This is a genomic window from Rugamonas sp. FW305-51, assembly GCF_058786935.1.
This window is the reverse complement of the sequence record NZ_JBYSZG010000002.1, coordinates 177,021-191,097: the sequence shown is the minus strand read 5'-3', so window position 1 is coordinate 191,097 and position 14,077 is coordinate 177,021. Positions and strand designations below refer to the sequence as shown.

Annotated in this window: 12 protein-coding genes; 5 read left to right on the top strand and 7 right to left on the bottom strand. The window is 61.8% G+C overall.

Going from position 1 to position 14,077, the window contains the following annotated elements:
- Positions 1–10 precede the first annotated feature (10 nt).
- The 3 genes from AC3WOS_RS02100 (at position 11) to AC3WOS_RS02090 (ending at position 4,340) form a co-directional block, all read left to right on the top strand.
- Complete coding sequence (locus AC3WOS_RS02100; RefSeq protein ID WP_492714252.1) at positions 11–1,006, top strand: porin; 996 nt, start codon at positions 11–13, stop codon at positions 1,004–1,006.
- Between the two features lie 87 nt (positions 1,007–1,093).
- A complete protein-coding gene (locus AC3WOS_RS02095) occupies positions 1,094–3,007 on the top strand; it encodes a sensor histidine kinase (protein ID WP_492714169.1) in 1,914 nt (637 codons plus the stop codon).
- Entirely contained in the window at positions 2,997–4,340 is a 1,344-nt protein-coding gene (locus tag AC3WOS_RS02090; RefSeq protein WP_492714168.1) for a sigma-54-dependent transcriptional regulator, read from the top strand. The genes AC3WOS_RS02095 and AC3WOS_RS02090 overlap by 11 nt, the downstream gene beginning before the upstream one ends.
- Before the next feature lie 69 nt (positions 4,341–4,409).
- Here the strand turns inward: AC3WOS_RS02090 and AC3WOS_RS02085 are convergent, their stop codons facing one another.
- From AC3WOS_RS02085 to AC3WOS_RS02060, 6 genes are all read right to left on the bottom strand, one after another.
- Positions 4,410–5,186 carry a peptidylprolyl isomerase gene (locus tag AC3WOS_RS02085; RefSeq protein ID WP_492714167.1) on the bottom strand — a complete coding sequence of 259 codons (777 nt, stop codon included), beginning with the start codon at positions 5,184–5,186 and terminating at the stop codon, positions 4,410–4,412.
- 103 nt (positions 5,187–5,289) lie between these two features.
- On the bottom strand, positions 5,290–6,069 hold the full coding sequence (locus tag AC3WOS_RS02080; protein WP_492714166.1) for a peptidylprolyl isomerase: 780 nt from the start codon (positions 6,067–6,069) through the stop codon (positions 5,290–5,292).
- A gap of 114 nt (positions 6,070–6,183) precedes the next feature.
- Positions 6,184–6,456, bottom strand: a complete 273-nt coding sequence (locus tag AC3WOS_RS02075; protein WP_492714165.1) for a BolA family protein — start codon at positions 6,454–6,456, stop codon at positions 6,184–6,186.
- On the bottom strand, positions 6,453–7,082 hold the full coding sequence (locus AC3WOS_RS02070; RefSeq protein WP_492714164.1) for a septation protein A: 630 nt from the start codon (positions 7,080–7,082) through the stop codon (positions 6,453–6,455). Before AC3WOS_RS02070 ends, AC3WOS_RS02075 begins: the two co-directional genes overlap by 4 nt.
- 24 nt (positions 7,083–7,106) lie before the next feature.
- Positions 7,107–7,505, bottom strand: coding sequence for a peptide-methionine (R)-S-oxide reductase MsrB (gene msrB / locus AC3WOS_RS02065; protein WP_492714163.1), 399 nt, complete (start codon positions 7,503–7,505; stop codon positions 7,107–7,109).
- Between the two features lie 8 nt (positions 7,506–7,513).
- Positions 7,514–8,908, bottom strand: a complete 1,395-nt coding sequence (locus AC3WOS_RS02060; RefSeq protein WP_492714162.1) for a protein adenylyltransferase SelO — start codon at positions 8,906–8,908, stop codon at positions 7,514–7,516.
- Between the two features lie 306 nt (positions 8,909–9,214).
- Between AC3WOS_RS02060 and AC3WOS_RS02055 the strand changes: the two genes are divergently transcribed.
- Positions 9,215–10,864 (top strand): 3-(methylthio)propionyl-CoA ligase, encoded by a 1,650-nt coding sequence (locus tag AC3WOS_RS02055; protein ID WP_492714161.1) that lies wholly within the window; start codon positions 9,215–9,217, stop codon positions 10,862–10,864.
- Positions 10,865–10,945: 81 nt separating this feature from the next.
- Here the strand turns inward: AC3WOS_RS02055 and AC3WOS_RS02050 are convergent, their stop codons facing one another.
- Positions 10,946–11,521 carry an NnrU family protein gene (locus tag AC3WOS_RS02050; RefSeq protein ID WP_492714160.1) on the bottom strand — a complete coding sequence of 192 codons (576 nt, stop codon included), beginning with the start codon at positions 11,519–11,521 and terminating at the stop codon, positions 10,946–10,948.
- Positions 11,522–11,731: 210 nt separating this feature from the next.
- On the opposite strand from AC3WOS_RS02050, the gene AC3WOS_RS02045 reads away from it, so the two are divergent.
- Complete coding sequence (locus AC3WOS_RS02045; protein ID WP_492714159.1) at positions 11,732–13,819, top strand: 3-hydroxyacyl-CoA dehydrogenase NAD-binding domain-containing protein; 2,088 nt, start codon at positions 11,732–11,734, stop codon at positions 13,817–13,819.
- Positions 13,820–14,077 lie beyond the last annotated feature (258 nt).

The window sequence follows — 14,077 nt, the reverse complement described above, 5'->3', positions numbered from 1 at the left end:
GAAAGCAGCAATCAAATCGGCAACCTTCACCGCAGCGGCCCTGAGCATGGTATCGGGCCTGGCCATGGCGCAATCGAACGTCACGATTTACGGCGTGGCCGATGCCGGCCTGGTACTGGAACGCGGCGGCCCTGCCGGCAGCGTCAACAACGTCAGCAGCGGTGTCGCCTCCGGTTCGCGCCTGGGATTCAAGGGCAAGGAAGACCTGGGCAACGGTCTGGCCGCCAATTTTGTCGTTGAAAATGGCTACAGCATCGATACCGGCGCGGCCGGGCAGGGTGGCCTGCTGTTTGGCCGCCAAGCCTGGGCCGGCCTGTCCGGCAGCTTCGGCGCCGTGGCGCTGGGTCGTCAGTACTCGCCGTTTTACAAGACGATGCGCGATGTTGCTGATCCGTTCTGCGACGGTCTGGCAGGCACGGCCACCAACATCTTCGCCGCCAACACCCGTGTCGACAACATGGTGAGCTATGCCTCGCCCAAGCTGCAAGGCTGGTCCGGTGAACTGGCCTATGGCGCCGGCGAGGTGGCCGGCGACACGGCAGCCAACCGCACGCTGGGCGCCAGCGCGACCTACGGCGAGGGCCCGCTGACGGTGGTCCTGGCCCACCATCAGCGTGAGAACGGTACGGCCACCGCCCATAGCCGCAACACGGTCCTGACGGCCCGTTACATGTTCGCCAACGGCTTCACGGGACACGTGGCCCATGCCCGTAACCGCGATCTGGCTGGCGTGGGCAGCAAGGACACGCTGGTGGGCGGCACCGTGCGCTTTGCGGCCAATAAAGTGGTCGCTTCGATGGTGTACCATCAGGATGATTCCGGCGCCGGCCGCGACGCGCGCCAGTATGCCGTGGCCTACCTTTATTCCCTCTCTGCCCGTACTGACCTGTATACTGCCTACGGTCACGTCAACAACCGCAACGGCGCGAGCTTCAAGATCGGTAATGCTACCGGTTCCGGCTCGGGTCCCACCGGCGTCAATCTGGGCATGCGACACGTCTTCTGATGCCAGGTGTGCCGCCTGTGGCGGCACTGGCGGCGCAGTTGCGTGACGAACGTAATGTGCTCCGCCCTGAATCTTGAAGAAAGCACTATGCCCGAAGCGGTAACAACTGAATCGCCCGGCCCGGAGCGCTCCGCCCGGCGGCGCTGGACCGGCCGCACCATCGTCTGGTGGGGCGCAGTCGTCGCCGTGGGCCTGGTGCTGGCCTGGCTGGCCTACCTGTGGGCCGAACGTATCACCATCGAGCGCTTGCGCGTCAACGGCGCGCAACGGCTGGATGTGTACGCCAGCAGCCTGGACAACCTGCTCGGCAAGTACGACTTTCTTCCGAGCACGCTGGAGTTGAGCGATGATGTGATCGATTTGTTGCAGAAGCCCGACAATGCGGACCTGCAGTTGGCCGTCAATCAGCATCTGGAACGCTTGAATATCCAGGCGGGGTCGACCACCATTTACGTCAGCAATTTACGGGGAATCACCCTGGCCGCCAGCAATTGGCGGGAACCCGGCACCTTTGTCGGTGATAACGTCGCTTTTCGCCCCTATGTTCGCGATGCCTTGCGCGGCAAGCCGGCCGGATTCTATGGTGTCGGCACCAGCTTGCGCGAGCCGGGCTACTTTTTCGCCCATGGCATATTTCACAATGGCCGCATGCTGGGCGTGGCGACCGTCAAGGTCAATATCGAAAAACTGGAAAAGGCGTGGAGCCAGGGCGCGGACAAAGTGTTGCTATGCGACGAGAATGGGGTGATCTTCCTGACCTCCGTACCGGCCTGGAAATACACGACGCTCGCGCCCTTGTCGGCCGCCGTGCAGCGCGAGCTGGCGGCTACCCGGCAGTACTATTCCCATGCACTGACGCCACTCGACATCCGCTACACGCCGGTAGGCCGGGATGGACTGCAATTTGCGACCGTCCACGCGGCCGCCTCCAATGGCAGGCCGGGTACGGCGCGCCGTATGTTGAGCCAGAGTCTGGCCCTGACTCCCCGACACTGGGAATTTATCTACCTGTCGGACTTGAGTCCGGCCCGGTCGAACGCCCAGACTGCGTTTTTGCTGGCTTGCCTGCTGCAAGGCTTCCTGGTCGTGCTGTATTTATATGTACGCCAGCGCCGGCGCAGCCTCAGGCTCAAGCTCAAGGCCAAGGAAGACTTGCAGCATGCCTACGCCAACCTGGAATTGATGGTGGCCGAACGCACCTACAACCTGAAACAGATGACGCGCAGCCTGAGCGAGGAAATTGCTGTGCGCCAGTGGGCCGAGGACCAGTTGCGGGTGACCCAGAACGAACTGGTCCAGGCCGGCAAGATGGCCGTCCTGGGGCAAATGTCGGCCGGCATTACCCATGAGCTGAACCAGCCGCTGACGGCCTTGCGCACCATGTCCGACAACGCTGCCGTGCTGCTGGACCGCGGCCGGATCGACGATGCCAAGGCCAACCTCGGCATTATTTCCCAGATTGTCGGGCAAATGGGGACGATTACGGGGCAACTGAAGGCATTTTCGCGCAAGTCAGCGGGCAGCCCGGCGCCCGTTGCGCTCCAGGCGGCAGTCGCCAACGCCCTGTTCCTGGTCGAACGCCGGCTGGAACAGGAGCGCGTCGATTTCCGTCTGCAAGTGCGTTATGCCGATGCCTATGCCTTGTGCGAAGGCAACCGCCTGGAACAGGTGCTGGTCAACCTGTTCAACAATGCGCTCGATGCCATGGGTGGCATGCCTGACCGCCAGCTGACGGTCACCATAGACCGCCAAGGCGCCCGGGTGCTGGTCGTCGTCGCCGATACGGGGCCGGGCATACCGGATGACGTGCGCGAGCACTTGTTTGAGCCGTTCTTCACCACCAAGGAGCAGGGGGCCGGACTGGGGCTGGGCCTGGCCATCTCCGAGCGGATTGTGGTGGAGTTCGGTGGTATATTGAGAGCCGGTCCGGCGCCCGGTGGCGGCGCGGAATTTACCGTTGAGCTGCCGGTTTCAGAGCAAGGAGCGGGGAATGACAGATAGTTTGCGTGTGTTGTTGGTGGAAGATGACGCCACGGTGCGCGCCGGTAGTGTGCAAGCCTTGCAGTTGGCCGGGCTGGACGTGCAAGGCTTTGCCTCCGCCGAGCCGGCCCTGAAGGCGTTGGCGCCGCACTTTCCCGGCATCGTCGTGACCGACGTCAAACTGCCCGGCATGAGCGGACTCGAGTTGCTGACGGCCGCCAAGGCCGTCGATCCGGAATTGCCGGTGATCCTCGTCACCGGCCACGGCGACATCACGATGGCCGTGCAGGCCATGCGCGATGGCGCCTACGATTTCATCGCCAAGCCGTATTCGTCCGAACAACTGGTGGAGGTAGTGCAACGCGCGTTGGCCACCCGCAGCTTGATGCTGGAAGTGCACAGCCTGCGCCGCAGGCTGGAGCAAAGCGCGGGCATCGAGGCGACCTTGCTGGGCGATTCGCCCGCCATGCGCGAGCTGCGGCGCCTGATCCTGGACCTGGCCGACGAGCCGGCCGATGTGCTGGTCTTTGGCGAGACGGGTACCGGCAAGGAAATGGTGGCGCGCAGCCTGCATCAGCACAGCATCCGCCACAAGCACCATTTTGTCGCCATCAATTGCGGGGCGATACCGGAAAATATCTTCGAAAGCGAGGTGTTCGGGCACGAACCGGGCGCTTTCACGGGCGCGGCCAAACGCCAGATCGGCAAGATCGAACACGCCGACCGCGGCTCCCTGTTCCTGGACGAGGTGGAAAGCCTGCCGCTGGCCATGCAGGTCAAGCTGCTGCGGGTATTGCAGGAGCGCTATGTGGAGCGGCTGGGCTCGAATCAGCCGGTGCCGGTCGACGTGCGCATCATTGCGGCCACCAAGGTCGACCTGAAGGAACTGTCGGACCAGCAAAAATTCCGCAGCGACCTGTATTACCGCCTCAACCTGATTGTGCTGCATCTGCCGCCCCTGCGCGAGCGGCGCGAAGACATTCCCTTGCTGTTCGAGCATTTCGTGCTGGGCGCCGCGGCCCGCTACAAGCGCGAAGTGCCTGTCATGCCCGGCGTCCTGATGCAGCGCTTGATGGCGCACACCTGGCCCGGCAATGTACGCGAGCTGCGCAACATCGCCGACCGCTTCGTGCTGGGCCTGTCCAGCGGCGCCGACGGCTTGCTGGCGGCGCCACCTGCCGTGCCGCTGGCCTTGCCGGAACAGGTGAGCCGTTTCGAGCGGGCCCTGATCGAGCAGGAACTGCGCAACTACGCCGGCAACGTAGCCGAAGCGTGCCTGACGCTGGGCCTGCCCAAGCAGACCCTGTATCACAAGATGCAGAAATACAATCTGGTGGCCGAGGACTTCAAATAGCGACCGGCCATGAAAAAAGCGCTTTAATGAGAAGCGCTTTCTTTTATTGCCGGGGTGTTGCAGCCAGTCTTACTGGATCTTGGCTTTCTTCATCAGCTCGTCGCGGTAGGCGGCGATCTTACGCTGCTGCAGCGACTCGGCGACCTGGCCTTTGACTTCTTCCAGCGCCGGCAGCTTCACAGGACGCGATTCTTCCAGCTTGATCACGTGGTAGCCGAATTCCGTCTTGACGGGGGTGTCGGTGGTCTGGCCGTTCTTCAGCGCCACCATGGCATCGGCGAATGGCTTGACCAGCTTGGCAGGAGTCATCCAGCCCAGGTCGCCGCCGTTGTTGGCCGAACCGTCTTTCGACACCTTGGCCAGTTCTTCGAACTTGCCGCCGGCCTTCAGCTTGGCGATGATGTCCTTGGCTTCCGCTTCCGTGCCGACCAGGATGTGGCGGGAATGGTATTCCTTCTCGCCCATGGCAGCCTTGTACTTGTCGTATTCGGCCTTGATGTCGGCATCCTTGACGGGGTTCTTCTTCACGTAGTCGGCCAGCATGGCATTGATGATGATGCTCTGGCGCGCGTTTTCGATGGCGGCCTTGACGTCGGCGTGGGTGCCGAAGCCTTGCTTGTCCGCTTCCTGGATCAGCACTTCGCGGCCGATCAGGTCTTTCTTGATGGCTTCGCGCAGCTGTGGCGAATCGGTCTGCTGACCCTGGGCCACCACTTGCTTGACGATCTGTTCAACGCGCGCGGCGGGAATGGCCTTGCCGTTGACGGTGGCGGCGTTCTGCGCGAATGCCGGAGCTGCTACAACAGCGATCAGGGCTAACAACAGGCGAGCTGGCTTCAAAATCATTATCACATCCTATAAAAAAACAAGAGATCGCGCCTGGCGGGCAGTGCGCATTGTTGAACGCAGAACTAAAACCGGCGCCCAGTGGGCGCCGGTCACAGCTATATTACTGAATCTTTGCTTTCTTGACCATTTCTTGTTGGTAAGCTTGCAGTTTCTTCTGGGTCAGCGCTTCGGCGATCTGCGGCTTCACTTCTTCCAGGGTAGGCAGCTTGGCTGGACGGATGTCGTCCACCTTGATCACGTGGAAACCGTTCGGGGTCTGCACCGGCTTGTCGGTGAACTGACCTTTCTGCAGACCCACGAAGGCGTCCGAGAAGGCAGGCGGGAAGGACGATGGGGTAGCCCAGTCCAGGTCGCCGCCGCTGCCGGCGGAGCCGGTGTCTTTCGAATTCTTGGCCAGGTCTTCGAACTTGCCGCCGGCTTTCAGCTTGGCGATCACGTCGTTCGCTTCAGCTTCCGTGCCCAGCAGGATGTGACGCACGTGGTATTCCTTGTCGCCGGCTTGTTTGGTGAAGCGGTCGTATTCGGCCTTGATATCGGCGTCCGACACGGGGTTCTTCTTCACGAAGTCGCCGACCAGGGCGTTGATGATGATGGCCTGGCGGGCGTTTTCCAATTGCTGCTTGACGTTCGCATCCTTGGCAAAACCTTGCTTTTCCGCTTCCTGCATCATGACTTCGCGACCGATCAGGTCTTTCTTGATCAGTTCACGCAGCTGCGGGGAATCTTGCTGCTGGCCTTGCGCTACCACTTGCTTGACGACGGCGTCGACGCGGGAGGTGGGAATAGCCTTGCCATTGACGACAGCGATGTTTTGAGCAAAAGCAGGTACGGCAGCAACGGCGAGAAGTGCAATCAGCAAACGGGCTGGCTTGAAAGTCATTATTAATTCCTGTAAAGGGAAAGTTTAAGCTAAAAGTAGTTGGTTTAGGTCAGACCGTCATTGTGTCATTTTGTTTCACGACTATTCTATGTCTTCCCTATACCTTGCGCTACATCATACTTCGGACGGTGCCAATGCGGTAATGGCCAATGCATGAATTTCTTTATGCATCATATCGTGCACGGAATCATACACGAGTCGATGTCGCATGACGAGTTTGACACCTTCGAAACGGGGCGACACTATACGCACCGTGTAATGGCCGCCACCGGAGGCGGCGCCGGCATGCCCGGCATGCAGGGCCGACTCGTCGCCGACGTCGATTTCCACCGGCGCCAGCGCCGCCTGCAGCAGGGTACGGATCTTATCGAGGCGCGGATCGCTCATGCTTCATCCTTCATGTGTTTGGACAGATACAGCGTCTGGCCAACGATAAAGACGAACATGATGGAGGTGGAACCGAAGGCCTTGAAGCTGACCCATGCGCCGGTATCGCCCTTGAACAGCACAAAGGCGACAAACAGATTCAAAAAGCCCATGGCCACAAAGAAACAGATCCACGCCAGGTTAATCCGGTTCCAGATGATGTCCGGCAAATGAATGATGTGTTCCATCGATTTGCGCATCAGGTTCTTCTTGAATGCCAGCTGGGAAACCATCAGGCCAATGGCGAAGCACCAATAAACGATGGTCAGCTTCCATTTGATGAAGTTATCGTCGTGGAAGTAGATGGTCAGGCCGCCGAAGAAAATAAACATGAATAAGGACAACCACAGCACGAAGTCGACTTTACGCCCGCGCAGTTTGATATAGGCAATCTGGCCCATGGTGGCCAGGATGCCGATCAGGGTGGCGATAATAATGGGGGACTGTGCCGCCGTGACCACGCCGCCGGAGACCAGGGCGCTCAGGTGGGTGTTGATGAAGGTTTGCGCCGCATCGGCGTTGTTGCCGGCCAGTTTGTAGGCGGCAAAGAACATCAGCAGCGGCAGGAAGTCGAACAGGAATTTCATGGTCTTAGGGTCGTGGTCGGTGGATCAAGCTTCGGGGTCAAACCGCAGCGAGGCGGAATTGATGCAGTAGCGCAGTCCGGTGGGCGGCGGGCCATCGGGGAAAACATGGCCCAGGTGCGCATCGCAGACGGCGCAAAGAATTTCGGTGCGCAGCATACCATGGGAGCGGTCCACTTTCTCCGTCACGTTCGCCGGGTCCAGCGCCTCGAAGTAACTGGGCCAGCCGCAGCCGGAATCGAACTTGGCGTCGGAGCGGAACAGCGGCGTGTTGCAGCACACGCAGGTATAGATGCCGGCTTCGTGATGGTCCCAGAACTGGCCGCTGAAGGCGCGCTCGGTGGCCGCGTGGCGCGTCACTTCGAACTGCATCGGATCCAGCTGGGCGCGCCATTCGGCCTCGCTCTTGTGTACTTTATCGGTCATGATATTCCTCAGGAAGAACAGCTCACTTCAAGATGGCTTGCCCAATCGGGCGGCAAGGCGGCATATTGTTCATGCTCAGGCTGTTCGTCGAACGGGCGCTGCAAAACTTTCATCAAGCGTGCCACTTCAGTAAAGTCCTTATTTTGCGCCTTTTCAATGGCTAGCTGCGCAAGATAGTTGCGCAAAACGTACTTGGGGTTGACAGCGTCCATGGCCACCTTGCGCGCGGCATCCAGGCTCGCTTCCGTGCGCAGGCGCGCGCGGTAGCGGGCGGCCCAGGCGTCAAAGGCGGGGCGCTCCAGGAACAGGTCGCGCAGCGGCGCGTCGGCGCCCGGGTCGTCCACCTTGAGCTGGCCCAGGGTACGGAAGAACTGGGTGAAATCGACGCTGTTCTCTTGCATTAGCGTGAACATGGCGTCAAACAGGGCCTGGTCGCTGTCGTGCTCGGCGCGCAGGCCAAGCTTGGCGCGCAGCAGGGCGCCGATGCTGGCGGCAAACGCGGGCTGGTAGACATCCAGCGCCGCCTGGGCCGCCTCCACTTCGCCGATCAGCGGCAGCAGGGCCTGGCCCAGCGCATAGCAGTTCCAGTGGCCGATCTGCGGCTGCATGGCGTAGGAATAGCGCCCTTGCTGGTCGGTGTGGTTGCAGATGTGCTGGGCGTCGAACGCTTCCATGAAGCCGAACGGGCCATAGTCCAGGGTCTGGCCCAGGATGGACATATTGTCGGTGTTCATCACCCCATGCATGAAGCCGACAGCCTGCCATTGGGCGATCATGTGCGCCGTGCGGCGCGTTACTTCTTCCAGCAAAGCCTGGTAAGGGTTGGCAGCCTCGCGCAACTGAGAATAAAAACGGTCGATCACATAGTCGGCCAATTGTTTCAGCTGGTCCGGCTTGTTCTGGTAGAACCAGTGTTCGAACGAGCCAAAGCGAACGAAAGTAGGCGCCATACGCACCACGACGGCAGCCGTTTCCGGGGTTTCGCGCATCACGCCCTGGTCCGATCCGGTCACCGACAAGGCGCGCGAAGTGGGAATGCCCAGCGCATGCATCGCTTCCGAACAAAGGAATTCGCGGATCGAGGAGCGCAGTACGGCACGGCCGTCGCCCATGCGGGAATAGGGCGTCAAGCCGGCGCCTTTCCATTGCAGCTCCATGGGACCGGCGGCACTGTCCATGTTGCCCAGCAAGATGGCGCGGCCGTCGCCGAGCTGGCCGGCCCAGACGCCGAACTGGTGGCCGGAATAGACGGCCGCCAGCGGCTGGGCCTGTTCCGGCACCAGATTGCCCGTCAACAGTTCGACGTAGTCGGGCCGGGCCAGCTGCGCAGGGTCAAGTCCGACCAGCGCGGCGGCCGCTTCGCTCACGCCGACCAGGTAAGGGGCGGGCAGCGGGGTAGGCATCAGCCGCGTGTAGAAGGCGGGTGGCAAGGACGCAAATGAGTTGTCCAGCGGCAGTTTGGCGGCAGTAATGGTCGTTCCAGTCGTTGGTCAGGATAAGTATGCCTGCTCGGACGCAGGCTGTCGGATTTTACCCCACTGCGCCGATTCTATTGGGGCAAACAGGCAAAAGACATGGCGGTTACACTCGGTAACGGATAACAGGCAAGCTGCTCCGTTGTTTATTGCAATGCAACATTGAAAAATGTTGACGGATTTCGCACGGGCGTTCCAAACTTGACCGCAACGCCAACCGCTCCAGGAGTGTCGATGTCCTATCCGCAAAGCCCCGTCATGGGGCAAATGATGAACCAGCCCCTGCTGATTTCCAGTATTGTCGAATTTGCCTCACGCCACAATGGCGGCAGCGAGATCGTGTCGCGCCGGGTGGAGGGCGACCTGCACCGCTACACCTTCCGCGAATGCCACCAGCGCGCGCGCCGCCTGGCCAATGCGCTGCAGGGCCTGGGCGTGAAAATGGGTGAACGGGTGGCTACCCTGGCCTGGAACGGCTACCGCCATCTGGAAGCCTATTATGCCGTGTCCGGTTCCGGCGCCGTCCTGCACACCATCAATCCGCGCTTGCACCCGGAGCAGGTGGCGTACATCGTCAATCACGCGGAAGACCAGTACCTGCTGTTCGACCTGACCTTCCTGCCCGCCATCGAGGCCATGGCCGCCCATTGCAAGATGATCAAGGGCTATATCCTGATGTCCGACCGCGCCCACATGCCGGCCGACAGCAAGGTGCCCAACCTGATGTGCTATGAAGATCTGATCAATTCCCATTCGGATGACTACACTTGGCCGCAGTTCGATGAAAATTCGGCCGCCACGCTGTGCTACACGTCCGGTACCACGGGCAATCCCAAGGGCGCGCTCTATTCGCACCGCTCCACCGTGCTGCATGCCTACGCGTCGGCCTTGCCGAACGCGCTCAACGTCACTTCGCACGACACGGTGCTGCCGGTGGTGCCCATGTTCCACGTCAATGCCTGGGGCTTGCCGTATTCGGTGCCGCTGACGGGGGCCAAGATGGTGTTCCCCGGCCCGGCGCTGGATGGCAAGTCGCTGTACGAGTTGTTCGAGAGCGAGGGCGTGACCATGTCGGCCGGCGTACCCACCGTCTGGCTGGGCCTGATCAATCATGCCTTGCAGAACAAACTGAAGTTTTCCACTTTCCGCCGCACCGTGATCGGCGGCTCGGCCTGCCCGCCGGCCATGATGAACACCCTGATCGACGAATTCGGGGTCGAAGTGGTGCATGCCTGGGGCATGACGGAGATGTCGCCGCTGGGTACGGCTTGCGTGCTGTCGAGCAAGCACAAGGACTTGCCCAAGGAGGAGCAGCGCAAGATCTTGCAGAAACAGGGGCATGCCATCTTCGGCGTCGACATGAAGATCGTCGACGACGATGGCAAGGAGTTGCCGTGGGATGGCGTCGGTTACGGCCACTTGCTGGTCAAGGGGCCGTGGATCATCAGCAGCTATTTCAAGGGTGAGGGCGGCAATGTGCTGCAGGATGGCTGGTTCCCCACCGGCGACGTGGCCACCATCGACCCCGACGGCTACATGCAGATCACGGACCGCAGCAAGGACGTGATCAAGTCCGGCGGTGAATGGATAGGCACGATAGACCTGGAAAACATCGCCATGGCCCATCCGGCCGTCATGCAGGCAGCCTGCATCGGCGTCTACCATCCCAAATGGGACGAGCGACCGCTATTGATCGTGGTGCGCCGCCCGGGCCAGGATGTCAGCCGCGAGGAATTGCTGGCGTTTTATGAAGGCAAGATTGCCAAGTGGTGGACGCCCGACGACGTCGTATTCGCCGATACGCTGCCGCTGGGCGCGACCGGCAAGGTGCAAAAGAACAAGTTGCGCGAACACTACAAAGACCACAAGTTGCCCACGGTGTAAGGCCTGCGGCGCGGTAACCACACCCCGGCCAGGCACGGAAGGCCGGGGTGGACCGCGATTCAATACGGCATCAATGCGGCATCAATACGGCCGCACGCCGATCAGCCAGCCGTGCAGCAGGAAGGCGAAGGCTGCCCAGCCGGCCAGGCCGGCCACCACCGTCGTCACGGTCGCTGCCGTCGTGCCGGCCAGATACACCGTCCCTTCGGCATCGTCGCGCCGGCGCGCGGCCCGGAAGCAGAGAATGGCCCACACCAGGAAACTGCCGAACAGCACCACGTCATGCAACTTGCCGTTGGCCAGCAAATGGGCCAGGGCCCAAACTTTCACGCCCAATAGCATGGGATGGTGGACGCGGGCCTTGATGGCGTTGCGCGGGATGTCCTTGGCCGTCAGCAGGATAAACGCCACGGCCGTCAGCAGGCCGGCCACGTGGCGCATGGCCAGCGGCGGCGTCCACAGCACCACCGGCTGCTGGCGCGCCATGCCGAAACCCCACACGATCAGGATCAGCCCCGCCAGCGACAGCAGGCTGTAGAACACCTTCCACCTGGCTTCTCCCAGCCTGGCGCGCATGGCGCTGCGCCAGTCGTCGGCCACGATGCGCACGGAGTGCACGCCCAAAAACAGCACCAGTCCCAGTATTAAAATGGCCATCGTTGTCCCTTGTCGAGTGTGATTGTGGTGGCGCGGGCACAGTGTTGCCAGCGCCAATAAGGCAATGTTGATTATACGTTCAGACCGCACCGGCTTTACAATTCCGCCATTGCCTTGCGCCCGCTACAAAAAAATAATACGACCGTTCTTTTCTGCGGTATAGTTAGATTTTCCGCAGCAAGCCCCTTACCACTACAACTAGGAAGAGACATGACCGCCGAATATCAAGTCAACGGTTCCGTTGCCGTCATTACCCTGAACAATCCGCCGGTCAACGGCCTGGGCCTGGCCACGCGCACGGCCGCCGTCGCCGGCATCAAGCAGGCGCTGGCCGACGACGCCGTCAAGGCCATCGTCATCACGGGCGCCGGCAAGGCCTTCTCCGGCGGCGCCGACATCAAGGAATTCAATTCGCCCAAGGCGCTGGCCGAACCGAGCCTGCATACGCTGATCGCTACGATCGAAAACGCCACCAAGCCGGTGGTGGCCGCCATCCACACCGTCTGCATGGGGGGCGGGCTGGAGCTGGCCCTCGGTTGCCACTACCGCGTGGCCATGCCGGGTGCGCAGATCGCCCTGCCGGAAGTGAAGCTGGGCCTGCTGCCCGGCGCCGGCGGCACGCAGCGCCTGCCGCGCGTGCTGGGCCTGGAAATGGCGCTGAACATGATCGTATCCGGCACCCCCGTCCTGTCCGACAAGCTGGCCAAGACGGCCCTGTTCGATGAGGTGCTGGCGGCCGATGCCGACCTGCTGGGCGCGGCCGTGGCCTTCGCCGGCAAGGTGGCCGACGTGCGTCCGCTGCCCAAAGTGCGCGACCGCAAGGTCGACTACCCGAACCACGAAGCCTTCCTGCAGTTCTCGCGCAACACGGTGAAGGCCATGTCCGGCCCGTTCCCGGCGCCGCTCGAGTGCGTGGAAACGGTGGGCGCTGCCGTCGACAGGAAGTTCGAGGATGGCTTGAAATTCGAGCGCGAGCGCTTCCTGCACCTGATCCAGACCACGGAATCGAAGTCGCTGCGCCACGCCTTCATCGGCGAGCGCCAGTGCAGCAAGGTGCCGGACGTGCCAGCCGACACGCCGGTACGCGCCATCAAGGCGGCGGCCGTGATCGGCGCCGGCACCATGGGTGGCGGCATTGCGATGAACTTCCTCAACGCCGGCATTCCCGTCACGCTGCTGGAAACGAAGCAGGAAGCGCTGGACAAGGGCATGGCCACCATCCGCAAGAATTACGAAAACACCATGAAGAAGGGCAAGCTGACGCAGGAGAAGTTCGACCAGCGCATGGCCCTGCTGAGCGGCACCCTGTCGTATGCGGACATCGGCCAGGCCGACATCGTGGTCGAAGCCGTGTTCGAGGACATGGGCGTGAAGGAAACCGTGTTCCGCAAGCTCGATGAGGTGATGAAGCAGGGCGCCATCCTGGCCAGCAACACCTCGACGCTGGACGTGGATAAGATCGCCGGCTTCACCCAGCGTCCGCAGGACGTGATCGGCCTGCACTTCTTCAGCCCGGCCAACGTGATGAAGCTGCTCGAGATCGTGCGCGGCGCCAAGACCGGCAAGGACGTGCTGGCCACGGGGCTGGCCCTGTCGAAAAAATTGAAGAAGACGGGCGTCGTGTCCGGCGTGTGCGATGGCTTCATCGGCAACCGCATGATCGAACAATACAGCCGCCAGGCCGGCTTCCTGCTGGAAGAGGGCTGTTTGCCGGAGCAGGTCGACAAGGCAGTCGAGAAGTTCGGCTTCGCCATGGGCCCGTTCCGCATGGGCGACCTGGCCGGCAACGACATTGGCTGGTACATCCGCAAGCGCCGCTACGTGGAATCGCCCGAGATCAGCTACTCGAAGACCGCCGACCTGTTGTGCGAGCTGGGCCGGTTCGGCCAGAAGACAGGCGCCGGCTGGTATGACTACAAGGCGGGCGATCGCAAGGCTTACCCTTCGGACGTGGTCAACGACATGATCGTCAAGCACTCGGCCGATATCGGCGTGGCGCGCCGCAAGATCAGCGACCAGGAAATCGTCGAGCGCCTGGTGTTTGCGATGGTCAATGAAGCGGCCCTGATCCTGGAAGAGGGCATCGCCATGCGCGCCTCCGACATCGATATGGTCTACCTGACCGGCTACGGCTTCCCCCTGTTCCGCGGCGGCCCCATGTTCTATGCCGACACGGTGGGTTTGCCCAACGTGCTGGCGGCCATCGAAAAGTATGCCCGTGGTCACCACGGCGAAGCGTGGAAACCGGCGCCGCTGCTGCAGCGCTTGGCCGCGGAAGGCAAGACCTTCAACGGCTGAACTTGAAATACGGGCCGCCGCCAAGGGCGGCCCGCTCCGGAACGGCTACCTGTGCCGTTCCGGCCGGTTCCCGCCCCGGGGACCTTGCTTCGTCCTGGCCACTATGCCAGGCATCACTGCCAGCCATCATCCCGGCGTCGGGCTGCGGTTGCGCACTGGCCCATTCGAGCCGCCGCGGCGCAGCTACCATATCAAAAGTGTTGCCATGTTAAAACAACCGGAAAAAAACGGCAGAGACGGCCCACGTCCCATTGTCCC

Bases quoted from the DNA above. Each gene is read 5' to 3' on its own strand.
- AC3WOS_RS02075 (WP_492714165.1), bottom strand. From the start codon at position 6,456: ATGAGCGATCCGCGCCTCGATAAGATCCGTACCCTGCTGCAGGCGGCG.
- AC3WOS_RS02090 (WP_492714168.1), top strand. From the start codon at position 2,997: ATGACAGATAGTTTGCGTGTGTTGTTGGTGGAAGATGACGCCACGGTG.
- AC3WOS_RS02050 (WP_492714160.1), bottom strand. From the start codon at position 11,521: ATGGCCATTTTAATACTGGGACTGGTGCTGTTTTTGGGCGTGCACTCC.
- AC3WOS_RS02095 (WP_492714169.1), top strand. From the start codon at position 1,094: ATGCCCGAAGCGGTAACAACTGAATCGCCCGGCCCGGAGCGCTCCGCC.
- AC3WOS_RS02055 (WP_492714161.1), top strand. From the start codon at position 9,215: ATGTCCTATCCGCAAAGCCCCGTCATGGGGCAAATGATGAACCAGCCC.
- AC3WOS_RS02045 (WP_492714159.1), top strand. From the start codon at position 11,732: ATGACCGCCGAATATCAAGTCAACGGTTCCGTTGCCGTCATTACCCTG.
- AC3WOS_RS02070 (WP_492714164.1), bottom strand. From the start codon at position 7,082: ATGAAATTCCTGTTCGACTTCCTGCCGCTGCTGATGTTCTTTGCCGCC.
- AC3WOS_RS02060 (WP_492714162.1), bottom strand. From the start codon at position 8,908: ATGCCTACCCCGCTGCCCGCCCCTTACCTGGTCGGCGTGAGCGAAGCG.
- msrB (WP_492714163.1), bottom strand. From the start codon at position 7,505: ATGACCGATAAAGTACACAAGAGCGAGGCCGAATGGCGCGCCCAGCTG.
- AC3WOS_RS02085 (WP_492714167.1), bottom strand. From the start codon at position 5,186: ATGATTTTGAAGCCAGCTCGCCTGTTGTTAGCCCTGATCGCTGTTGTA.
- AC3WOS_RS02080 (WP_492714166.1), bottom strand. From the start codon at position 6,069: ATGACTTTCAAGCCAGCCCGTTTGCTGATTGCACTTCTCGCCGTTGCT.